Consider the following 22,498-nt stretch of genomic DNA (forward strand, 5'->3'; position numbering starts at 1 on the left):
GAGACATTGCCGCGCTTGACTGAAGGCTCCAAGGGCAGTGTGCTGCCGACGATGACACACACGGGGGAAGGAGCGACCTTGCGATTCAGGCCGCTGCGCGCCGCGCACTCCGCGACATCCGTCGCGACGAGTGCATTCACCGCTCCATCGACCATGCGTGCCGTCGTCTTCGACGAGACCGGCGCCCCCGACGTTCTGCATGTCGCCGACATGCCGGTGCCGAGCCCCGTGCTCAGCGAGGTGCTCGTGCGGGTCGTCGCCGCCGGCATCAACCCCATCGACGCGAAGACCCGCGCCGGCGCGGGTGTCTCTGGCGCCGTGCCGTCCCTGCCCTCGACGCTCGGCTTCGACCTCAGCGGGATCGTGGTCGCGTCTCCGTTCGAGGCGCACCCCTTCCCGCCCGGCACCGAGGTGTTCGGCACCGTCGCCTTCCCGCGCACGGGTGGCTCGTACGCCGAGTACGCGGTCGTGCCGACCCTCTCGCTCGCGCGCAAGCCCACCACGCTGTCGCACGCCGAAGCCGCGGCCGTACCGCTCGCGGCGCTCACCGCGTGGGGGCTCGTGGTCGAGACGGCGCACGCGCACGAGGGGCAGAGCATCCTCATCCATGCCGGCTCCGGAGGAGTCGGCCACTTCGCCGTGCAGCTGGCCGCGTACTTCGGCGCACGGGTGACGACGACGGCGTCTGCCGGCAACGCGCAGTGGCTGCGCGAGCTCGGCGCGGCCGAGGTGATCGACTACCGCTCGACCCGCTTCGAAGACGTCCTCACCGAGGTCGACGTCGTGATCGACCTCGTCGGCAACGCGGCGGACGACACCGGCACCCGGTCGCTGCAGGTGCTGCGCCCCGGCGGACTGTACGTGCTCGTGCCGACCGGATCGTGGCCGGGCTACGCCGAGGCGGCGCGGGCCGCGGGCGTGCGCGCCACGAGCTACAAGTACATCCCCGACGGCGATGTGCTCGCCACGATCGCCCGCCTGCTCGACTCCCGGTCGATCCAGGTCTACGTCGACAAGGTGTACGAGCTGACCGACGCGGCCGCTGCGCACACCTCGCTCGAGCAGGGTCACACGCGCGGCAAGACCGTGCTGCAGGTCGGCGAGGCCTGACCTCGGCTCGCCCCGGGGTCAGGGCGAGTCGAGGGCGACGGATGCCGCGGCTCGCACCCGTGCCGTGAGCGCGTCGACGAGTGGCGAGCGCAGATTCCAGTGCTGCCAGTACAGCGGCACCCGTGCGGGCGCCCCGCCGAGGGCCACGAGTCGACCATCGGCCAGGGCATCGCCGCTCTGCGACCGGGGCAGGAGCCCCCAGCCCATCCCCGAGGTGATCGCGCGCGCGAACTCCACCGACGCCGGCACGTAGTGCCGGGGCGGGCGCGCCGGGTCGGCGCCATGCGCCTCGAGCCAGCGCGTCTGCAGATCGTCGCGGCGATCGAAGTCGACGACGGGCGCGCGCTCGAGCGTCTCGCGCGTCACCGCCGCACCCCCGAACCAGCGCTCGGCGAAGGCCCGCTCCGCCACGGCCTCGTAGACCATCGTGCCGAGCGGGAGGGAGCGGCATCCGCTCACCGGGGTTCGTCGGGTCGTCACCGCGGCGAGCACCGACCCGTCGGTGAGGAGGTCGGCCGTGTCGTCCTCATCGGCCCGCCGCAGATCGACCACGACCGGATGCGTCGCGGTGAGCGCGACGAGCGCCGGCAGCAGCCAGGTCGCGAGCGAGTCGGCGTTCACCGCGATCGCCACGCTGGTGGTCGCGGCACCGTCGACACCGAGCTCATCGAGCGCGTCGTGCTCGAGCAGCGCGACCTCGCGCGCCCAGCGCACCACGCTCTGACCGGCCGGGGTCGCCCGCGCCGGACGTCCCCGCACGAGCAGCACCTGCCCGAGCTGCGCCTCGAGCGCCGAGATGCGCTGGCTGACCGCCGACGGGGTGATGCGCAGGCGGCGGGCCGCGGCATCCATCGTCCCCTCCTCGACCACGACGGCCAGGGTCTCGGCGTGCGACAGCGGGAGACGGGCCATCAGTTCTCCTTACGCAGCGACAGATACATGAGCTGGCGTGAAGTCTAGGCGGATCGTACGGTCGAGGTATGCTCGCCTCCCTCCTCGCCGGTCTCGGCCTCGGCTTCTCGCTCATCGTCGCGATCGGCGCCCAGAACCTGTTCGTGCTGCGGCAGGGCATCCGCCGTGAGCACGTGCTCGCCGTCGTCGCCGTCTGCACGCTCAGCGACCTCGCACTCATCGCGCTCGGTGTCAGCGGCATCGGACTCGTGCTGCACGGCGTGCCCTGGCTCGCGATCGTGGTGCGCGTCGCCGGCGCCCTGTTCCTGATCGGCTACGGGCTGCTCGCCGCCCGCCGGGCGCTGCGACCCGCGGGCGAAACGCTGGCCGTGACCGGTCCGGCGACGGATGCCGCCAGCTCCGCCTCGTCCGGAACGCTCACCGCGACCCGACGTCGCGCCGTCGTCGGCACCGCCCTCGCCCTCACCTGGCTGAACCCGCACGTCTACCTCGACACGGTGTTCCTGCTCGGCTCGGTCGCCTCCTCGCAGGGCGACGGTCGCTGGTGGTTCGCGCTCGGCGCCGGCGTCGCGAGTGTCGTCTGGTTCGCCGCACTCGGCTACGGCGCTCGCCTCCTCGCGCCCGTGCTCGCGACCCCGCGCGCCTGGCGGGTGCTGGACGCCGTCATCGCCGTGGTCATGGTGACGCTCGGTGTCGTACTCGCCGTCGGCGGGTGAGCCGCGGCATCCCGAGACGACGAAAGGCCCCCTCCGCGACGGAGAGGGCCTTTCGGAAGCGGTCCGATCAGACCAGCGAGTTGACGTCCAGCGGGATGCCGGGGCCGAACGTGGTCGACACGGCGCCCTTCTGGATGTAGCGGCCCTTCGAGCTCGACGGCTTCAGACGCACGATCTCGTCGACCGCGGCGGTGAAGTTCTCGCCCAGCTGCTCGGCCGTGAACGAGGCCTTGCCGACGACGAAGTGCACGTTGGCGTGCTTGTCGACGCGGAACTCGATCTTGCCGCCCTTGATCTCCTCGACGGCCTTGGCCGGGTTGGGGGTCACGGTGCCGGTCTTCGGGTTCGGCATGAGGCCACGGGGACCCAGCACCTTGCCGAGACGACCGACCTGGCCCATGAGCTCGGGGGTCGAGACCGCCGCGTCGAACGCGGTGTAGCCGCCGGCCACCTTCTCGATGAGCTCGGCGCCGCCGACCTCGTCCGCACCCGCGGCGATGGCGGCCTCCGCGGCCGGACCCGTCGCGAACACGATCACGCGCGCCGTCTTGCCGGTGCCGTGGGGAAGGATGACAGTGCCGCGCACCATCTGGTCGGCCTTGCGCGGGTCGACCGAGAGCTTCAGCGCGACCTCGACGGTCGAGTCGAACTTCGCCGAACCGGTCTCCTTCGCGAGCGCGACGGCCTCAGCGGCGGTGTAGAACTTGTCGGCGTCGATCTTGGCCTTCGCGGCCTCGTACGCCTTGGACTTCTGTGCCATGGTGACGCTCCCCCTCAGTCCTCGACCGTGATGCCCATGGAACGGGCGGTGCCGGCGATGATCTTCGATGCGGCCTCAATGTCGTTCGCGTTGAGGTCGGGCTGCTTGGTCTCGGCGATCTGGCGCACCTGCTCCTTGGTGAGCTTGGCGACCTTCACCGTGTGCGGGGTCTTGGACCCCTTCTGCACGCCAGCGGCCTTCTTGATGAGCTCCGCCGCCGGCGGGGTCTTCAGGATGAACGTGAAGCTGCGGTCTTCGTAGACGGTGATCTCGACCGGGATGACGTTGCCGCGCTGCGACTCGGTCGCGGCGTTGTACGCCTTGCAGAACTCCATGATGTTGACGCCATGCTGACCGAGCGCGGGGCCGATCGGCGGCGCCGGGTTGGCGGCGCCGGCGTTGATCTGGAGCTTGATCAGGCCGGTCACCTTCTTCTTCGGTGCCATTTCCTTTTCCTTTCAACGAGCGGATGCCTCGCGGCATCCCTCTCTCCCGCAGCCCGGCCATTCCGGGGAGCGGTGGTCTGTGTCAGAGCTTGGTGACCTGGTCGAACGACAGCTCGACGGGGGTCTCGCGCTCGAACAGCGAGACGAGCACGGTGAGCTTGCCGCTCTCGGGCTTGATCTCGCTGATGGTGCCCGGGAGACCCGCGAACGAGCCCTCCTTGATCGTGATGGTCTCGCCGATCTCGTAGTCGACCTCGGCGGGGATGACGCGGGCCGCGGCCGGAGCGCCCTTGACGGGGGCGCCGCCCTTGACGGGGGCCGCCTCCTTCACCTCGACGAGCGACTGCAGCATCGTGAAGGCCTCTTCGAAGCGCAGCGGGGTCGGGTTGTGCGCGTTGCCGACGAAGCCGGTGACGCCGGGCGTGTGGCGAACGACCGACCAGGTGTCCTCGTTGAGCTCCATGCGCACGAGCACGTAGCCCGGGATGCGCACGCGGGTGACCATCTTGCGCTGGCCGTTCTTGATCTCGACGACGTCCTCCATGGGGACCTCGACCTGGTAGATGTCCTCCTCGACCTCGAGCGTCGACTTGCGCTGCTCGATGTTGGCCTTCACCTTGCGCTCGAAACCGGCGTAGGAGTGGATGACGTACCACTTGCCCGGCAGCGAGCGCAGCTCGGTGCGGAACGCCTCGACCGGGTCGAGATCGGCGTCGACGTCGAGGTCGTCGCCGAGCTCGGGGCCGTCGTAGGGGGCGACCTCGTCGGCGGCCTCCTGGGCGAGCTCCGCGGCCTCCTCGGCAGCGGCGTCGGTGAGCACCTCTGCGGCGGCCTCGGCCTCCGCGGTCTCGTCGATCTCGAGAGCGTCGTTCACGATCGCATCAGCCTCCGGGTCGTCGATCTCGACGACGTCGTCGTCGAAATCCGCGTCATCCTCGTCCTCGACGTGGAGCGCGACCTGCTCGGCGGCGGTCACCGACTCCTCTTCCGCGGCGAGCGTGTTGCCATCCTGCGCGGCGTCGTCCTCGCTGGACTGCTCGGCGGCCGTCGCCCAATCGGCGTCGTCGACATACTTTTCAGACACGTGCGTTCTTCCTCAGTTCTCCGGTGCGGATCCGGCGCTCAGGCGCCCGGGGTTCCGAACACCACGGTCGTCAGCCACACGAACAGAAGGTCGAGTCCGTAGACCACCGCCATCATGACGATGACGAAGCCCAGCACGACGGCTGTGAACTTGACGAGCTCCTGCCGGGTCGGGGTGACGACCTTGCGCAGTTCCGCGATGACCTGACGGATGAACAGGACGATGCGAGCGAAGATGTTGGGCTTCTTCTCGCGGCGTGCATCGCTCTTCGCGACGACGTCGTTCTTCGCCTCGTCCTGGACCATTGACTCCACCTGGATCATCGTTGTGTCAGCTGTTGCGCTGACGCGCAGGGCGGACAGGAATCGAACCTGCAACCTGCGGTTTTGGAGACCGCTGCTCTGCCAATTGAGCTACCGCCCTAGAGACCCGGGGGTCTCGGCGCCCGCACTTCTGCCGCAACCGGAGGGAGGGGGTCTCGCACCCGATCTTCGGGCACGGCAAAAGAATGCAGACTTCTACTGCACGTTCCAGTGTACGTCATGCCTCCGGCGCGCTGCGACCCGGGGTCAGAACACGTGCACCCCGGAGCGGTCCGGTTCGGGGGCGAATCCGAAGGCGCGACCGGTGATCTCGGCCGCCGTGACGCGCACGTAGTTGCGCTTCAGAGTCGGCACCCACGGCTGAAGGCCGAGCTGCTCGGCGGTCTCGATCTCGGCCTCCGTCTCGAGCCGCCGGGCGTGTCCGCGCACGACCACGCTCCATGCGCCGGCGTCCGTGTGGTCGTCGACCTCGAACAGCACCTCGTCGTTCACGGTCAGCTCGAACAGCTTGCTGCCCTCGGCCGTGCGGAACACGATGTCGCCGCCGGTGACGACGTAGTTGACCGGGAACACGTCGAGCACGTTCCCGATATGCGTGACGAGCCGTCCGAGCTGCTGCGTCGCCAGGCGCCGCAGGCACTCCGACTCGTCGAGACTGTCCACCACCCCGATCTCGTCCATGCCCCGATTCTCCTCCCGATCGCGCCGCCGCACGAGGGGGATTCGTCGCGTTCCGCGGCCTACGATTCCGGGATAACCCTCGCGCCGCTGCAGCTCGACGAACTGTGGGACTTCGGGGATGCCGCGGCATCCGAGGGGCGCCTCGTCGCCGCTGCCGCAGCGGCGACGGACGACGACGAGCGGGCCGAGCTGGAGACGCAGATCGCCCGCGCGCTCGGCCTGCAGGCGAGGTACGCGCGTGCGCACGCCGTGCTCGACACGGTCACCGGGCAGGCGCCGGCCGCCGCCGTGCGGGTCGCGCTCGAGCGCGGAAGACTGCACAACTCGGCCGGCGACGCTCAGGGCGCGATCGTGCACTTCCGGCGGGCAGCGGATGCCGCGGCATCCGCCGGTCTCGTCTTCCTGTACGTCGATGCCCTGCACATGCTCGCGATCGCCGACCCGTCGAACGGCGATCGGCACACCGCGGCAGCATTCGCCGCGCTCGAGGACGTCACCGATGCGCGAACACAGCGCTGGCGCGTCTCCCTGCACAACAACGCCGGCTGGGCGGCGATGGCGGCGGGTCGCCACGGCGACGCCCTCGTGTCGTTCCACGCCGCGCGCGCCGACGCCGCACGGTGGGGGACCGCGCAGCAGATCGAGTGGGCCGACGAGTCCCTCGCCGAGTGCCGTGCAGCCCTCGGCGATGAGGCGTGAGGTCAGCCGGCGACGCGGACGAGCTTCTTGTTGACGAACTCGTCGGCGGCGAGCAGACCCATCTCGCGGGAGGTGCCGCTGCGCTTGACGCCGCCGAAGGGCAGCTCGGGGCTGTCCGCGAGCACGAGGTTCACGTAGACCATGCCGGCATCGATGGCGTCGGCGACGCGCTCGGCCTGCGCCGGGTCGGTCGTGAAGACGTAGGAGCCGAGGCCGAACGACGTGTCGTTCGCGATCGCGACGGCCTCGTCCTCGCCGGCGACGCGGTAGACGACGCCGACGGGGCCGAAGAGCTCCTCGCGGTAGACGTCCATGTCGCTGGTGACATCGGTGAGCACGGTCGGCGCGTAGAAGGCGCCGTCGCGCGTGCCGCCGGCCACCAGCGTCGCACCCTGGGCGACCGCGTGGTCGACCTGGGCGGCCAGGCGCTCCGCCGCGGCGAGCGACGAGAGCGGGCCCAGCACGGTGTCCTCGGCGAACGGATCGCCGACCGTCGCCGCGGTCATCGCAGCCGTGAACTTCTCGACGAACGCGTCGTAGAGACCGTCGACCACGATGAAACGCTTGGCCGCGTTGCACGACTGCCCGGTGTTGTCCAGGCGCGCCTCGACCGCGGCGCTCACGGCACCGTCGAGGTCGTCGGTCGAGAGCAGGATGAACGGATCGGAGCCGCCGAGCTCGAGCGCGACCTTCTTGAGGTTCCGTCCGGCGATCTCCGCCACCGCGGCACCCGCCCGCTCGGATCCCGTGACCGAGACGCCCTGCACCCGCGGGTCGGCGATGACGGTCGCCGCCTGGTCGTTGGTGATGTAGAGGTTGGTGTATCCGCCGACCGGCACGCCGGCGTCGTGGTAGATGCGCTCGATCGCGGCCGACGACTCGGGGCACTGCGGAGCGTGCTTGAGCAGGATGGTGTTTCCGAGCACCAGGTTCGGTGCGGCGAAGCGCGCGACCTGATAGGCCGGGAAGTTCCACGGCATGATGCCCAGCAGCACGCCGATCGGCGCCTTGCGGATCACCGCGGTGCCCTCGCCGAGGATGTCGATCGGCTGGTCGGCGGTGATCCGCCCGGCATTGTCGGCGTAGAACTCGGTGATGTCGGCGGCGAAGTCGACCTCGCCCTCCGCCGCGGCGAGAGGCTTGCCCATCTCGCGCACGATCAGCGCCGACAGCTCGTCGCGACGCTCACGGTGGAGCTCGGCCACCCGCCGGATCGCGGCCGCCCGCTCCGCCACGGGCGCGAGGCGCCAGGCGCGGTAGGCGGCATCCGCGGCGGCGACCTTCGCGGCCAGCTCGGTGTCGGTGAGGGTGTCGTAGGTGGCCAGGGTCTCGCCGGTGGCGGGGTTGACGACGGCGTACTCGCTCATGGGCTCTCCTCGGTGGTGGTCAGTCGGCGGCGGCCCGGCGGGCCGCGGTCAGGATGTCGGCGGCGGCGGCGCGACCCATGCGGATCGCCCCGTCGACGTGCTGGTAGCCGGCGCCCGCCATGTCGCTGCACGCGAGGTGGACGGGTCCGATCGGCGCACGCAGGTGCGGACCGTAGCGGTGCAGGCCGCCGAGGTCGAAGCTCGCCGCGTAGGCACCGCGCGTCCACTCCTCGCTCCCCCAGTCGCTCTCGAAGTAGACGACGGGATGCCGCGCCTCGTCGCCGTAGTAACGGGCGAGGGCGTCGAGGATACGGGTGCGCCGCTCGTCGGCGTCGAGGGTGAACACGTCGTCGGCGCGCTGGTCGGACACGAACCCGACGAGGGTGCCGCGGCTCTCACCGTGGGTGGTGTTGTCGTAGGCCTCGTGCACGAGCTCGTACGGGCTGAACGCCGTGCCCGACAGGCCCGCCTCGCGCCAGAACGGCCGGTCGTAGACCGCGTGCACCTTGATCACGAACCCCATGGAGAGGTGCTGGTGCAGCTGCTGCTGCAGCCGGGGCAGCGGCGGCTCGAAGCCGATGCGCTCGAACAGCGTGGGAGCGAGGGCCAGCACCGCGAACCGTGCGTGCACCTCGAGGTCCGGGGCGGATGCCACCACCCCGCCGTCACTCCATGCCAGACGGTGCACCGGGGCACCCAGGTGCACATCTGCGCCGAGGCGCTCGGCGAGCAGCAGCGGCACCTGCTGGAGTCCGCCGATCACGCGGCGGTCGAGGATGTAGTCCGCGTCGACGAGGTGCGAGAAGCTCCCGGCGCTCGCAGCCATGAGCAGCGCCTGCAGGGCGGAGAACGCATGGGCGGGCTTGGTGAGCATCGCCGCCGCGACGTAGAGGGCGATGTTGTCGACCGCCTCGGCATCAGAGGACTGTGCGCGCAGCCACGCCTCGAACGAGATCGTGTCGAGCGCGACCGCGTCGGGGTGCGCCCACGGGGCGTCCGGGTCGATCTCGGCGGTGAGCGCATCGAGGCGTGCGATGAGCGCGGTCATCGCCGCCGCCGTCTCCTCGGAGACCGGGAACAGCTCGCCGGTGAACCGGCGCAGCTCGCCGTCGCGGCCGCGATAGAGGCTGTCGCCCTCTCGGTAGCGTGGATAGGTCTCGAGCCCCAGCTCGTCGAGCGTCTCGAGCAGCGCGGTCTGATCGGGCGATACCCACTGGCCGCCGATCTCGAGCACCGCGCCGTCGACCGTGTCGGTCCACAGCCGCCCGCCGACGCGGTCGCGGGCCTCGAGCACCGCCACCGACAGCCCCTGGCGGCGCAGCTCATGGGCGGCGGTGAGACCCGCCGCGCCCGCGCCGATGACGACGACGTCCTTCGTGATCGAGGTCATCGGCGCTCAGTTCGCCGCGAGGGCCGCGCCGATGACGTCGAACGCCTCGTGCACGAGGGTGTCCGGGATCGACAGCGGCGGGAGGAAGCGGATGACATTGCCGTAGGTGCCGCACGTGAGCACGATGACGCCTTCGGCGATCGACGCTTTCGCGACGGCGGCGGCGAGCGTCGCATCGGGCGCGCCGGTCGCGGGGTCGACGAACTCGGCCGCGATCATCGCGCCACGTCCGCGCACGTCGCCGATGCGGGCATCGGCCGCCCGCAGCGCCTCGAGGCGGGCCACGAGCACCTCACCCAGATCACGGGCACGGCCGGCGAGGTCGTCGCTCTCGTACACGTCGATCGCGGCGAGTGCCGCGGCGCAGGCGATCGGGTTGCCGCCGTAGGTGCCGCCCAGGCCCCCGGCGTGCGAGGCATCCATGATCTCGGCGCGCCCCGTGACGGCGGCGAGCGGGAGGCCCGCGGCGATGCCCTTGGCGGTCGTCACGAGATCGGGGACGACATCGAACAGCTCGCTCGCGAACATCGCGCCGGTGCGGGCGAAGCCGGTCTGCACCTCGTCGGCGATGAAGACGACGCCGTTCTGGCGGCACCAGTCGGCGAGCGCGGGCAGGAAGCCGTCGGCGGGAACGATGAACCCGCCCTCTCCCTGGATCGGCTCGATCAGCACGGCAGCGACCTGCGACGCGCCGATCTGCTTCTCGATCATCGCGATCGCGCGGGCCGCGGCATCCGGACCCGACAGTCCGTCGCGGAAGGGGTACGACAGCGGCGCCCGGTAGATCTCGCCCGCGAACGGGCCGAAGCCGAGCTTGTACGGCATGGCCTTCGCGGTGAGGCCCATGGTGAGGTTCGTGCGCCCGTGGTACGCGTGGTCGAATGCGACGACGGCCGGCCGCCCGGTGAACTTGCGCGCGATCTTGACCGCGTTCTCGACCGCCTCGGCGCCGGAGTTGAACAGCGCGGTCTTCTTCTCGTGATCGCCGGGCGTCAGCCGGTTGAGCGCTTCGGCGACGGCGACGTAGGAGTCGTACGGCGAGATCATGAAGCAGGTGTGGGTGAACTGCGCGGCCTGCTGCGCGACGGCGGCGACCACCGCCGGGTGGCTGTTGCCGACCGTGGTGACCGCGATGCCCGAACCGAGGTCGATGAGGGAGTTGCCGTCGGCGTCGACCACGACGCCGCCGCCGGCGGCGACCGCGTGGATGGGGGCGGTGTGCCCGACGCCCGCCGGCACGGCTGCGGCCTTGCGCTCGAGGAGCTGCTGCGACCGCGGGCCCGGGATCGCGGTGACGAGGCGGCGCTCCTGCGGAAGCGCGGGGCCGCCCAGCGGGACGGTGAGGGTGTCGGCGGTGCTCATGCCGGCGACGCTAGCCGCCGACACTGACGACCACCACTCGACGGCGTGTATAACGGGAACGATCACGGCATCCATCCCGTACAGACCGGATGCCGCCACCGCCGCCCGAACGCCGAGGACCCCATGGCCGAGCCGCACGTCCCGACCCTGCGCGCGCTGCTGGCGCGCACCGAGCTGCGCCTGCGGCTCGAGACGCCCGAAGAGGCGCTGCCGGCGGGCGCGCTTGATGCGGAGCTGCGATGGGTGCACAGCTCGGACCTGCTCGACCCCACACCCTTCCTGTCCGAGGGGCTCGCGCTGCTGACGACCGGCACGCAGTTCCTCGCGACGGCCGCGGAGCCCGACGAGTACGTGGCGTACGTCGAACGACTCTCCTCCCGCGGAGTCGTCGCCGTCGGCTTCGGCACCGAGGTCGTGCGCGCCGGCATCCCGCCCGAGCTCGCGGCGGCCTGTCGCGAGGCAGGACTCCCGCTCGTCGAAGTGCCCTACCGCACCCCCTTCATCGCGGTCGCCCGCGCGAACGCCGAGGCGATCGCCGCCCAGGCATACGCCCGTCGCAGCTGGGCCCTCGCCGCGCAGCGGGCGATCTCCCTCGCGGCACTGCGGCCCGGCGGACTCGGCGCGATCGTGGACGAGCTGGCCAAGCAGCTCGGCACCTGGGTCGGCCTGTTCGACGCCTCCGGCGCGCTCACCCACGCCCACCCGGTCGACGCTCTCACGTCCGAGGCCGCCGAGGCACTCACCGACGAGGTGCAGACGCTCCTGCGGCGCGGCGCCAACACGGGATCGGCCCTGCACGCGGCATCCGGCTCCTTCAGCCTGCAGACCCTCGGTCGCACCGGACGCCTCCGCGGCGCACTCGTGATCGCCGCGACGCACCTCGACCAGGAGGAACGCGGACTCGTGACCGCCGTCGTGGCGCTGGCCGGCCTCGCACTCGAGCAGCGCCAGCGTCTGGACCGCGGCTACGGCGCGCTGCGGCGCGGCGTGCTGCAGGCTCTTCTCGCGGGAGATCTCACCCTCGCCCGCCGCATCGCGCGCGACGTCTGGGGCGCGTTGCCGGGCGGCGATCGCACCGTGGCCGTGACGGATGCCGCCTCCTCCCGTCGCGCCGCGATCTTCGACTGGCTCGACGTGCGGGCCGACGAACCGGGGGTCGAGGTGTTCTACGGACGCGACGACGACCAGATCGTCGTGCTCGCGGGAACCGGCGGCGAGCGCGTGGCCGCCGACCTCGCGGAGGCCTTCGACCTCCGGGTGGGTGTCGCCGCCGTACCGGACGACGACCTTGCGACCGCCCTGTCCCGCGCGCGCCTCGCCCTGGAGCGCGGCACGGGACGCGTGCGCCGGTTCGAGATCGTCGCGGACGTGGGACTGCTCCCGCACGTCGCGACGCCCGATGCGCGGCGCCTCGCCGACGCCACGCTGGCGCCGCTCGTCGCCCACGACGCGGCCCACGGCACCGAGCTGGTCACGACGTTGCGGGTGTGGCTCGCGCATGACGGGGGGCACGAGGCATCCGCCCGCCTGCTGGGCGTGCACCGCCACACGGTGCGCGCGCGGGTGGCCCTGGCCGAGCACGTGCTCGGGCGGGATCTGTCGGGGTTCGCCGCGCGCAGCGAGCTGTGGGTCGCCATGGAGCTGACGGGCGCGCCATCGATCTCGAATACTTCGCTATCCGCTGAATAGAACTACTCAGACAACCGAAACCGTCGCGAAATACATCCGCAACGACGTTTTTCCTTGTCATGCGGGGTCGCACCCGTTAGCGTCTCCGGCATGACCGGTCAGCATTCGGCACCCCCTGCCCTGGCGTCCCGCGGGTACTCCCCGTCGGGCCCGTTCGACAACGACGACCTGCAACGCAAGAGCCGCGACCACCTGTGGATGCACTTCGCCCGCCACGGCGCCAACCAGGCGGGCGCGCCGGTGCCGATCATGGTGCGCGGCGAGGGCCACCGCGTGTGGGACAGCCACGGCCGCGAGTACATCGACGGACTCGCCGGACTCTTCGTCGTCGCCGCCGGGCACGGCCGTCGTCGCCTCGCCGAGATCGGCGCCCAGCAGGCCGAATCGCTCGCCTTCTTCCCGCTGTGGTCCTACGCCCACCCGGCCGCGATCGAGCTCGCGGCCCGACTCGCCGACTACGCCCCGGGCGACCTCAATCGCGTGTTCTTCTCCTCCGGCGGCGGCGAGGCCGTCGAGACGGCGTTCAAGCTCGCGAAGCAGTACTGGAAGCTGCAGGGCAAGCCCGGCAAGCACAAGGTCATCTCCCGCGCCATCGCCTACCACGGCACCCCGCAGGGCGCCCTCGCCATCACCGGCATTCCCGCCATGAAGGCGCCGTTCGAACCTCTCACCCCCGGCGGATTCCGCGTGCCCAACACCAACTGGTACCGCGCCGGCGAGATGGGCTTCACCGGACCCGACGAGGCCGCGTTCGGCATCTGGGCCGCCGAGCGCATCCGCGAGGCCATTCTCTTCGAGGGGCCGGAGACGGTCGCGGCCGTCTTCCTCGAGCCGGTGCAGAACGCGGGCGGATGCTTCACTCCCCCGCCCGGCTACTTCCAGCGGGTGCGCGAGATCTGCGACGAACTCGACGTGCTCCTGGTCTCGGACGAAGTGATCTGCGCGTTCGGGCGCATCGGCACGATGTTCGCCTGCGAGCACTACGGCTACGAGCCCGACATGATCACGTGCGCCAAGGCGCTGACCAGCGGCTACGCGCCGCTCGGAGCCACGATCGTCAGCGACCGCGTCTTCGAGCCCTTCGCCCACGGCGATACGACGTTCCTGCACGGCTACACCTTCGGCGGACACCCGGTCTCGTGCGCGGTCGCGCTCGAGAACCTCGACATCTTCGAGGAGGAGGGGCTGCTGCAGAACGTGCAGACCCACGCGCCGCTGTTCCGCGCCGAGCTCGAGACGCTGCACGACCTTCCGATCGTGGGCGACGTGCGCGGCGACGGCTACTTCTACGGCATCGAGCTCGTGAAGGACAAGACCACCAAAGAGACCTTCGACGAGGCCGAGTCCGAGCGCCTGCTGCGCGGATTCCTCTCGTCGGCGCTGTTCGACGCGGGCCTGTACTGCCGCGCCGACGACCGGGGCGACCCGGTCATCCAGCTCGCCCCGCCGCTGACCATCGGCCCGAGCGAGTTCCGCGAGATCACCGGCATCCTCCGTGACGTGCTCACGGAGGCCGGCAACCTCATCTGATCCACCGGGGCCACAAGACCCCACCGCACCGACAGATCCACCGAGGCCGCCGGCCTCAACAGAGAAACGACACACCGACCCGGTCGGCGGCCGCTGGGGGCCTGCGTCCGACCGAGTCTCCGCATCCATCCATCACACCTCGCGCGGAGGCGAACATGACCGTCACAGCCCCCACATCCGGATCAGAAGACAAAGGCCTGCGAAAGGGGGCTGTCGGTCTCGTCGGAAGCGTCGTCATCGGCATGTCCTCCACGGCGCCGGCGTACAGCCTGGCGGCGAGCCTCGGCTTCGTGGTCGCCAGCGGCGGCGCCGTGCTCGCCGGCGTCAAGGCGCCCGCGATCATGCTGCTCGCGTTCATCCCCATGTGGATGATCGCCGTCGCGTACGGCGAGCTGAACAAGGCCGAGCCCGACTGCGGCACCACCTTCACGTGGGCGGCGCGCGCCTTCGGCTCCGTCGCCGGGTGGCTCGGCGGCTGGGGCATCATCGCGGCCGACGTGATCGTGATGGCCAACCTCGCCCAGGTGGCGGGCTCGTACGGATTCACGTTCGTCGGCACCATCACCCAGGACGGCGACATCACGGCGCTCTCGAGCGACACGCTCTGGTCGACCGTCGCGGGCGTCGCCTGGATCGTCATCATGACCGGCATCTGCTACCTCGGCGTCGAGGTCTCGGCGCGTCTGCAGTACGCCCTGCTCGGCATCGAGCTCGTGGTGTTGGTGCTCTTCTCCGTCGTCGCCCTCACCCGCGTCTACAGCGGCAACGGCGTCGACGGCTCCCTCACCCCCTCGCTCAGCTGGCTGTGGCCCGGCGGTCTCGACTTCGGCACCGTCGTCGCGCCGGCCATGCTCACGGCGATCTTCATCTACTGGGGCTGGGACACCGCGGTCTCCCTCAACGAGGAGACCGCCAACCCGAAGAAGACCCCCGGTCGCTCGGCGATCATCTCGACCCTCCTCCTGCTCGTCACCTACGCCCTCGTCTCGGTCGCGGCGATCGCGTTCGCGGGCGTCGGCACCGACGGGATCGGCCTCGGCGTGGAGTCGAACGCGGCGGACGTCTTCTCGGCCATCGCGCCGACCCTGTTCGGCAACAGCTTCTGGGGCCAGGCGGCGGTCGCGCTCCTCGCGTTCTCGATCCTCACCTCGGCCTCCGCCTCCACGCAGACGACGATCCTGCCGACAGCCCGCACCGCGCTGTCGATGGCGGCGTTCAAGGCGATCCCGACGCGCTTCGCACGCATCCACCCGAAGTTCCTCACGCCGACCTGGGCGACCATCGGGATGGGCGTGGCATCCATCGCCTTCTACGTGCTGTTCACCGTGATCTCGCCGAACCTGCTCACCGCCCTCATCGGCTCGGTCGGCCTCATGATCGCCTTCTACTACGGACTCACCGGCTTCGCATGCGTCTGGTTCTACCGCCGCACCCTGTTCTCGAGCGTGCGGAACTTCGTCATGCGCGGGCTCGTTCCCCTCGCGGGCGGCGGGATCCTCGCGGTCGCGTTCGTCTACGGACTCATCCAGTTCGCCCAGCCCGACTGGCTCCAGGACGCCGACGGCAACAACGTCGAGTTCTTCGGGATCGGCATGGTGGCCGTCGTCGGTGTGGGCGCGATCCTGGTGGGCGTCGTGCTCATGATCGTCTGGTGGATCGTGTCGCCCGACTACTTCGTCGGACGCACCCTCGGCCGCGCGCAGGCCGTGCTGGTGCTCGAAGGCGTCGACGAGGGACACACGTTCGGCCTGCCGGACTCGGGCCGCGAGCCCACCGTCATCTCGCCCGACCTGTCGAACCTGCCGACCGGTCGCATCGCGATCGACGAGACCACCGGCATCGAGTACCGACGGTCCAAGTCACGCAAGGGCGACCCGACCGTCTGAGGCGCTCACCCGAGGGCGACGACCTCGATGCCCGATGCGGCGAGGGCGTCGACCTCGGGATGCTGCGCGCCCGCGTCGGTGACGACGAGGGCGAGGTTCTCGGGCGCCGTCACATTGAGCTGGTTGACGACCCCGAGACTCGCGGCGCTCGCGCCGACGACGACCCGTCGCGCGATGTCGATGCCGGCGCGCAGGATCTCGGCGACGTCCGCATCGGCGGCCGTGACACCCCGGACGGCGTCGAGTCCCTCGGCGTCGATCACCGCCGTGTCGTAGTTGTAGCGGCGAACGACACGCTCGGCGTCGGCTCCGACCGCGATGCCGGCCCCGCCGCGCAGCAGACCCCCCGCGATGACCACGGTGGTGTCCGGGTCGGCGGCGAGCACCAGCGCGACGTCGGGCGACGGGGTGACGATCGTGAGCCCGAGGCCCCGCCCGATGAGGGTGCGCGCCACGCCGTGGCCGATGGCGCCCCCCGCGATCATGACGGTGGATCCGGGTTCGAGCACGGCGACCACAGCCTCGGCGAGCGGGGCGGCACGATCGAGGTGCACTCCGGGAACGTCGGCGGTGCGACCCTCGGGCCGTGGGGCGGACGCGCGGCGCGGAATGGCCCCTGCGCTGCGCAGCGCCTCGATGTCGCGCCGCAGCGTCATCGCACTCACACCCAGCTCCGCCGCCAGACCGGCGAGTTCGACGTCGCCGGTCGATGCGACGCGCGACACGATCGCCGAACGGCGCTCCGCGACATCCATCGTCGTCCTCCATCCCGCCGCGGATCGGGTTCCGGGCGAGTGTGAGAAGACTGTCACACCCGGCGCCCGTGCGCCTATCGGCCGGCCGTGCGAATGCTCAACGTCGACGCGGCGATGTCAGTCGCGCGGCGCGTGGGTCTCGAGGAACTCGTAGACCTCCGTCGTGTCGACCCCGGGGAAGGCTCCGGTCGGGAGGGTGGCGAGCAGGGTGCGCGGGGTGCGCACGTTCGGCCACGCGTTCTCGCGCCATTGGGCTTCGAGCTCGACCGGTGCGCGGCGGCAGCACACCTCGACCGAGTGCTTCGAGACGCCCCGATTGGGGGTGTCCCGTCCGAGGAACCACTTCGTGTCGTCGAAGCGCACCCCGACGCTCACCGAGTGCTGCCCCTCGCTGGAGTTCTCGACACGGGCCGTGCACCAGTAGGTGCCGTTGCCGGTGTCGGTGTACTGGTAGTACGGGTTGAAGCGGTCGTCGACGTCGAAGACGACCCGGCTCGTCCAGCGACGGCAGCACATCTGGCCCTCGGTGGCCCCCAGCCGGTCGGTCGGGAAGTTCACGTCGTCGTTCTCGTAGGACTTCGTGATCGTGCCCGACTCGTGCACCTTGAGGAAGTGCACCGGGATGCCGAGGTGCACCGTGGCGAGGTTGGTGAACCGGTGCGCGGCGGTCTCGTACGAGACCGAGTAGGCGTCGCGGAGGTCCTCGATCGAGATGGCCTTGCGCGTCTTCGCCTCGCCGAGGAACGGCACGGCGTGGGCCTCGGGAATGAGCAGTGCGCCGGTGAGGTAGTTCGTCTCGACCCGCTGACGCAGGAAGTCCGCGTAGCTGGCGGGTTCGGTGTGCCCGAGGATGCGGCTCGAGAGCGCCTGCAGCACCGCGGTGCGCGAGTCGCCCTTCTGCGTGAGCTTGCTGGAGAGGTAGAGCCGCCCGTTCTTGAGGTCGGCGACGCTGCGGGTGGTCTGCGGCAGGTCGGGCACGTAGTGGAGCGTGAACCCGAGGTGGGCGGCGATGTCGCTCGTGGTGCGCTGGGTGAGGGGGCCGCCCGGGTGGTGCACGGCATCGAGGATGTCGCGGGCCTGCCGTTCGAGCTCGGGGAAGTAGTTGTTCTGCCCGCGCATGAGATGGCGCAGCTCCACGTTCGCGCGCCGGGCCTCCTCGGGGGTGGCGGCGCGCTCGTCGCGGAGCCGCTCGATCTCGTGCTGGAGGGCGAGCATGGCCTTCAGCGCCTCGTCGGGCACGGTCTTGCCGATGCGGAAGGGCGAGATACCGAGCGCCTGGAAGGTCTGCCCCTTCATGGCGCGCTCGAGGGAGACCTCGAGGGTGGCGCGCTCGTCGAGCGTCTCGGCCTCGAGCAGCGCGTCGATGGAGGTGCCGAGCGCCTTCGCGATCGCGCGCAGCAGGGTGAGCTTGGGCTCGCGTTTGCCGGTCTCGATCATGGACAGCTGGCTGGGGGCGCGTTCGACCGCCTCGGCGAGCGCCTCGAGGGTGAGCCCCTGCTTCGTGCGCAGCTGACGGATGCGTCGGCCGATCGTCAGCGCGTCGGCCTCGACGTCAGTTTCGGTGGGAGTTTCCGCGAGCGTCATGCCACGCAGTCTGTCACGAAGAGTGAATTTTTTGCAATCTTCACTCCGAAAATCGCAGGGTTCGCTCTTGAACTTCACGGATAGTGGTCTCACGACGACCTGCCGGTCCACCGACGGACCCGGCATCCGATGAAGGAGACCGCCATGACGATTCAGGCCACGCCCGGACAGCCGCCGCTTCGCGCCGGCGACCAGACGCAGACCGCAGCCGAGCTGCAGGAGATCTGGGACACCGACCCCCGCTGGGACGGCATCGAGCGCACGTACACCGCCGAGGACGTCGTCCGTCTGCGCGGCTCGCTGCGCGAGGAGAGCACCCTCGCCCGCCGCGGTGCCGAGAACCTGTGGAACCTGCTCCACACCGAGGACTACATCCGCGCCCTCGGCGCGTACACCGGCGGCCAGGCCGTGCAGCAGGTGCGCGCGGGCCTGAAGGCCATCTACCTCTCCGGGTGGCAGGTCGCCGCCGACGGCAACCTCGCCGGCCAGACCTACCCCGACCAGAGCCTCTACCCCGCCAACTCGGTTCCGTCGGTCGTGCGCCGCATCAACAACGCGCTGCTGCGTCAGGACCAGATCGAGCACGCCGAGGGCACGATCACCCAGGACTGGCTCGCCCCCATCGTCGCCGACGCCGAGGCCGGCTTCGGCGGCCCGCTGAACGCGTACGAGCTCGCCCAGTCACTCATCCAGGCCGGCGCCGCCGGCATCCACTGGGAGGACCAGCTGGCCAGCGAGAAGAAGTGCGGCCACCTCGGCGGCAAGGTGCTCGTGCCGATCCAGCAGCACATCCGCACCCTCAACGCGGCCCGCCTCGCGGCCGACGTCGCGGGCGTGCCGACCGTGATCATCGCGCGCACCGACTCGCTCGCCGCCGACCTGCTCACGAGCGACGTCGACCCCCGCGACCAGGAGTTCACGACCGGCGAGCGCACCACCGAGGGCTTCTACCGCGTCCGCGCCGGCATCGAGCCGGTCATCGCCCGCGGCCTCGCCTTCGCCCCGTACGCCGACCTGATCTGGGTCGAGACCGGCGAGCCCGACATCGAGCTGGCACGCGAGTTCGCGGCCGCGATCCACGCAGAGTTCCCGGGCAAGATGCTCGCGTACAACTGCTCGCCGAGCTTCAACTGGAAGCGTCACCTGAACGACGAGCAGATCGCGACCTTCCAGCAGGAGCTCGCCGACCTCGGCTACAAGTTCCAGTTCATCACCCTCGCCGGCTTCCACGCCCTCAACTACTCGATGTTCGACCTCGCCCGCGGCTACGCCGAGCGCGCGATGAGCGCCTACGTCGAGCTGCAGGAGCGCGAGTTCGCCGCCGAGGACGACGGCTACACCGCCACCAAGCACCAGCGCGAGGCCGGCACCGGCTACTTCGACTTCGTGTCGACCGCGCTGAACCCCGACAGCGCCACCCTCGCGCTGGTCGGGTCGACCGAGTCCGAGCAGTTCCACTGATCCGCGACAGCGTCATCGGATGCCTCGGGGCCGGGGCACACCTCGCGCCCCGGGGCATCCCCCACACCCCCTGACAGAACATCTCCTAGGAAGAACGGGCCAATGACTCCCACCGCCACGGGCATCGCGCCCACGACGAACTCCACCCCCACGACCCACGCGGGTCCCGCGATCGAGATCACGGGCCGCCTCGGCGAGCGCTACGACGAGATCCTCACCCCGGACGCCGTCGCCTTCCTCACCGAGCTCCACCACCGCTTCTCGGGACGCCGCCACGACCGGCTCGCCGACCGCATGCGCCGCCGTTTCGAGATCGGCAACGGCCGCGACCCGCGCTTCCGCGACGACACCGCCGCCGTGCGCGCGAACCCCGACTGGAAGGTCGCCGGTGCCGGACCCGGCCTCGAGGACCGCCGCGTCGAGATCACGGGTCCGACCGACCCCAAGATGACCATCAACGCACTCAACTCGGGCGCCCGCGTGTGGCTCGCCGACCAGGAGGACGCCACCTCGCCGACGTGGAAGAACGTCGTCGAGGGCCAGCTGTCGCTGTTCGACGCGATCCGCGGCCAGTTGTCGTTCACCAGCCCCGAGGGCAAGGAGTACCGCGTCACCGCCGAGCGCACCCCGACGATCGTGATGCGTCCGCGCGGCTGGCACCTGGTCGAGAAGCACATCCGCTTCATCGACCGAACGGGCCGCGGGATGGCGGCATCCGGGTCGCTCGTCGACTTCGGGCTGTACTTCTTCCACAACGCGCAGCAGCTGATCGCGAACGGCTCGGGTCCGTACTTCTACATCGCCAAGCTCGAGTCGAGCGAGGAGGCGAAGCTGTGGGACGACATCTTCACCTTCAGCGAGGAGTACCTCGGCATCGCGCACGGCACCATCCGTGCCACGGTTCTGATCGAGACGCTGCCGGCCGCGTTCGAGATGGAGGAGATCCTCTACGAGCTGCGCGACCACTGCGCGGGCCTGAACGCGGGCCGCTGGGACTACATCTTCTCGATCATCAAGAACTACCGCGGCCGCGGCGCCCGCTTCGTGCTCCCCGACCGCAGCGACGTGACGATGACGGTGCCGTTCATGCGGGCCTACACCGAACTGCTCGTGAAGACCTGCCACAAGCGCGGCGCCTTCGCGATCGGCGGCATGAGCGCGTTCATCCCGAACCGTCGTGACCCCGAGGTGACGCAGCGCGCGTTCGAGAAGGTCGCGGCCGACAAGAAGCGCGAGGCCGGCGACGGCTTCGACGGCACCTGGGTCGCCCACCCCGACCTGATCCCGGTGGCGCAGGCCGAGTTCGACGCCGTGCTGGGCGAGAACCCCAACCAGGTGTCGCGCCAGCGCGACGACGTGGAGGTCACCCCGGCGCAGCTGCTCGACGTGCACATCGGCCTGCCGATCACCGCGGCGGGCGTCCACGGCAACGTGTCGGTGGCGATCCGCTACATCGAGGCGTGGCTGCGGGGCCTGGGCGCGGTGGCGCTCGACAACCTCATGGAGGATGCGGCGACCGCCGAGATCAGCCGCTCGCAGGTGTGGCAGTGGATCCACCAGGACCGTGAGACCGAGGACGGCACCCCCATCACGGTGGCCTACATCGAGGAGCTCATCGCGCAGGTGCTGGGCGAGGTCGACCGCCGCGACGGCGACCGGTTCGACGACGCGGCAGAGGTGTTCCGCGAGGTGGCGCTGCGAGAGGAGTTCCCGACGTTCCTGACGATCGTGGCCTACTCGCGGTTCCTCGTCGACACCGAGTGAGACGGCGCCGCGGGGGGACGCGGCGCGAAAATCGGATGCCCCGGGGCCCCGCACCCCGGGGCATCCGTCTGTCTGCCGGCAGGATGCCTAGGATCGCGGGTATGGGAGCGCAGGCATGACCCGCAACGGTGAGGTGTCGTTCTGGTGGGCGCGTCGGGGCGGGGCGCCCGCGCCGCGCGCGGCGCTTGCAGGGTCGATCGAGGCGGACGTGTGCATCGTCGGCGCCGGCTACACCGGACTCTGGACGGCGTACTCGCTCGCGGGCCTCGATCCGTCGCTGCGGATCGCGGTGATCGAGCAGCGCTTCGCGGGCTACGGCGCCTCGGGCCGCAACGGCGGCTGGCTCACCAACTCGGTGACGGGCGGCCGCGAGCGCTACGTCCGCAGCCACGGCCGCGAGGCCGCGATCGCCCAGCAGCGCGCGCTCAACGACACGGTCGACGAGGTGCTCGCGGTCGCCGCCCGTGAGGGCATCGACATCGGCGCGCACAAGGGCGGCGAACTGACCGTCGCGCGCACGCCCGCCGAGCTCGCGCGGCTGCGCGCGTTCGCCGATGCCGAGGCGGCCTGGCCCCACACCGACCTCGAGTGGGCGGATGCCGCGGCCACCGCCGAGCGCGTGCGGGTCGCCGGGGCGCTCGGGTCCCTGTGGCATCCGCACTGCGCGCGCATCGACCCGGCCGCGCTCGCCGCGGGGCTGGCCGCGGCGGTCGAGCGGCGGGGCGTGACGATCTACGAGCAGACCCGGGTCGAGGAGATCGTGCCGGGCCGCGCGCGCACCGCGCACGGCGACGTCAGGGCGCCGATCGTGATCCGCGCGACGGAGGGCTTCACGGCGGGCCTTCCCGCGACCCACCGCACCTGGCTGCCGATGAACTCGTCGATGATCGTCACCGAGCCGCTGCCGGCGGACGTCGACCCGGAGGCGGTCGTCGCCGCGCTCGCCGCAACGCCTGCTCTTCCCGCGGCTGCGAGCGCG

General features: G+C 70.8%; 20 protein-coding genes and 1 tRNA gene. 9 read left to right on the plus strand and 12 right to left on the minus strand.

What is annotated here, in order from left to right; translation table 11 throughout:
• Positions 1-78 precede the first annotated feature (78 nt).
• Positions 79-1,110 (plus strand): NADP-dependent oxidoreductase, encoded by a 1,032-nt coding sequence (locus RR49_RS06875; protein ID WP_045247321.1) that lies wholly within the window; start codon positions 79-81, stop codon positions 1,108-1,110.
• Positions 1,111-1,128: 18 nt separating this feature from the next.
• Here RR49_RS06875 and RR49_RS06880 read toward each other — a convergent pair whose 3' ends face one another.
• Entirely contained in the window at positions 1,129-2,022 is an 894-nt protein-coding gene (locus RR49_RS06880) for a LysR family transcriptional regulator ArgP (protein ID WP_045247322.1), read from the minus strand.
• Between the two features lie 68 nt (positions 2,023-2,090).
• On the opposite strand from RR49_RS06880, the gene RR49_RS06885 reads away from it, so the two are divergent.
• The gene (locus RR49_RS06885; RefSeq protein WP_045247323.1) at positions 2,091-2,738 is read left to right on the plus strand and encodes a LysE/ArgO family amino acid transporter; all 648 of its coding nucleotides are present in this window, start codon (positions 2,091-2,093) and stop codon (positions 2,736-2,738) included.
• 67 nt (positions 2,739-2,805) lie between these two features.
• Here the strand turns inward: RR49_RS06885 and rplA are convergent, their stop codons facing one another.
• The 6 genes from rplA to RR49_RS06915 form a co-directional block, all read right to left on the minus strand.
• Positions 2,806-3,498, minus strand: a complete 693-nt coding sequence (gene rplA / locus RR49_RS06890) for a 50S ribosomal protein L1 (RefSeq protein WP_045247324.1) — start codon at positions 3,496-3,498, stop codon at positions 2,806-2,808.
• A gap of 14 nt (positions 3,499-3,512) precedes the next feature.
• Complete coding sequence (gene rplK / locus RR49_RS06895) at positions 3,513-3,944, minus strand: 50S ribosomal protein L11 (protein WP_045247325.1); 432 nt, start codon at positions 3,942-3,944, stop codon at positions 3,513-3,515.
• 82 nt (positions 3,945-4,026) lie between these two features.
• Positions 4,027-5,028: a transcription termination/antitermination protein NusG gene (nusG, locus tag RR49_RS06900; RefSeq protein WP_045247326.1), complete on the minus strand. Its 1,002-nt coding sequence runs from the start codon at positions 5,026-5,028 to the stop codon at positions 4,027-4,029.
• Between the two features lie 38 nt (positions 5,029-5,066).
• Complete coding sequence (secE, locus tag RR49_RS06905; RefSeq protein WP_045247327.1) at positions 5,067-5,333, minus strand: preprotein translocase subunit SecE; 267 nt, start codon at positions 5,331-5,333, stop codon at positions 5,067-5,069.
• A gap of 45 nt (positions 5,334-5,378) precedes the next feature.
• Positions 5,379-5,451 (minus strand) — tRNA-Trp (locus RR49_RS06910).
• A 146-nt stretch (positions 5,452-5,597) separates the two neighbouring features.
• Entirely contained in the window at positions 5,598-6,032 is a 435-nt protein-coding gene (locus RR49_RS06915; protein WP_045247359.1) for a pyridoxamine 5'-phosphate oxidase family protein, read from the minus strand.
• Here RR49_RS06915 and RR49_RS06920 point away from each other — a divergent pair.
• Entirely contained in the window at positions 5,943-6,731 is a 789-nt protein-coding gene (locus tag RR49_RS06920; protein ID WP_048809141.1) for a hypothetical protein, read from the plus strand. The genes RR49_RS06915 and RR49_RS06920 overlap by 90 nt on opposite strands.
• A gap of 2 nt (positions 6,732-6,733) precedes the next feature.
• Here the strand turns inward: RR49_RS06920 and RR49_RS06925 are convergent, their stop codons facing one another.
• The 3 genes from RR49_RS06925 to gabT are packed head-to-tail and all read right to left on the minus strand — an operon-like array spanning position 6,734 to position 10,850.
• Positions 6,734-8,098: an NAD-dependent succinate-semialdehyde dehydrogenase gene (locus tag RR49_RS06925; RefSeq protein ID WP_045247328.1), complete on the minus strand. Its 1,365-nt coding sequence runs from the start codon at positions 8,096-8,098 to the stop codon at positions 6,734-6,736.
• A 19-nt stretch (positions 8,099-8,117) separates the two neighbouring features.
• Entirely contained in the window at positions 8,118-9,488 is a 1,371-nt protein-coding gene (locus RR49_RS06930) for a flavin monoamine oxidase family protein (RefSeq protein ID WP_045247329.1), read from the minus strand.
• 6 nt (positions 9,489-9,494) lie between these two features.
• Entirely contained in the window at positions 9,495-10,850 is a 1,356-nt protein-coding gene (gabT, locus tag RR49_RS06935) for a 4-aminobutyrate--2-oxoglutarate transaminase (protein WP_045247330.1), read from the minus strand.
• A gap of 123 nt (positions 10,851-10,973) precedes the next feature.
• Here gabT and RR49_RS06940 point away from each other — a divergent pair, with 123 nt between their 5' ends.
• The 3 genes from RR49_RS06940 (at position 10,974) to RR49_RS06950 (ending at position 15,955) form a co-directional block, all read left to right on the plus strand.
• Positions 10,974-12,539 (plus strand): PucR family transcriptional regulator, encoded by a 1,566-nt coding sequence (locus RR49_RS06940; protein ID WP_045247331.1) that lies wholly within the window; start codon positions 10,974-10,976, stop codon positions 12,537-12,539.
• Positions 12,540-12,737: 198 nt separating this feature from the next.
• Entirely contained in the window at positions 12,738-14,069 is a 1,332-nt protein-coding gene (locus tag RR49_RS06945; RefSeq protein WP_235557445.1) for an aspartate aminotransferase family protein, read from the plus strand.
• A gap of 155 nt (positions 14,070-14,224) precedes the next feature.
• Complete coding sequence (locus RR49_RS06950; RefSeq protein WP_045247332.1) at positions 14,225-15,955, plus strand: APC family permease; 1,731 nt, start codon at positions 14,225-14,227, stop codon at positions 15,953-15,955.
• A 5-nt stretch (positions 15,956-15,960) separates the two neighbouring features.
• On the opposite strand, the gene RR49_RS06955 is transcribed toward RR49_RS06950, so the two are convergent.
• Together RR49_RS06955 and RR49_RS06965 are read right to left on the minus strand one after the other, a co-directional pair.
• Entirely contained in the window at positions 15,961-16,710 is a 750-nt protein-coding gene (locus tag RR49_RS06955; protein WP_048809144.1) for a DeoR/GlpR family DNA-binding transcription regulator, read from the minus strand.
• Between the two features lie 117 nt (positions 16,711-16,827).
• Entirely contained in the window at positions 16,828-18,294 is a 1,467-nt protein-coding gene (locus tag RR49_RS06965) for a helix-turn-helix transcriptional regulator (RefSeq protein ID WP_045247335.1), read from the minus strand.
• Between the two features lie 144 nt (positions 18,295-18,438).
• On the opposite strand from RR49_RS06965, the gene aceA reads away from it, so the two are divergent.
• The 3 genes from aceA to RR49_RS06980 form a co-directional block, all read left to right on the plus strand.
• The gene (gene aceA / locus RR49_RS06970) at positions 18,439-19,755 is read left to right on the plus strand and encodes an isocitrate lyase (RefSeq protein ID WP_045247336.1); all 1,317 of its coding nucleotides are present in this window, start codon (positions 18,439-18,441) and stop codon (positions 19,753-19,755) included.
• A 102-nt stretch (positions 19,756-19,857) separates the two neighbouring features.
• Positions 19,858-21,519 carry a malate synthase A gene (gene aceB, locus RR49_RS06975; protein ID WP_045247337.1) on the plus strand — a complete coding sequence of 554 codons (1,662 nt, stop codon included), beginning with the start codon at positions 19,858-19,860 and terminating at the stop codon, positions 21,517-21,519.
• A gap of 115 nt (positions 21,520-21,634) precedes the next feature.
• The coding region (locus RR49_RS06980; RefSeq protein WP_157013172.1) for an NAD(P)/FAD-dependent oxidoreductase at positions 21,635-22,498 on the plus strand (864 nt) is incomplete at its 3' end.

The organism is Microbacterium ginsengisoli, assembly GCF_000956535.1.
GTDB classification, from domain to species: domain Bacteria; phylum Actinomycetota; class Actinomycetes; order Actinomycetales; family Microbacteriaceae; genus Microbacterium; species Microbacterium ginsengisoli.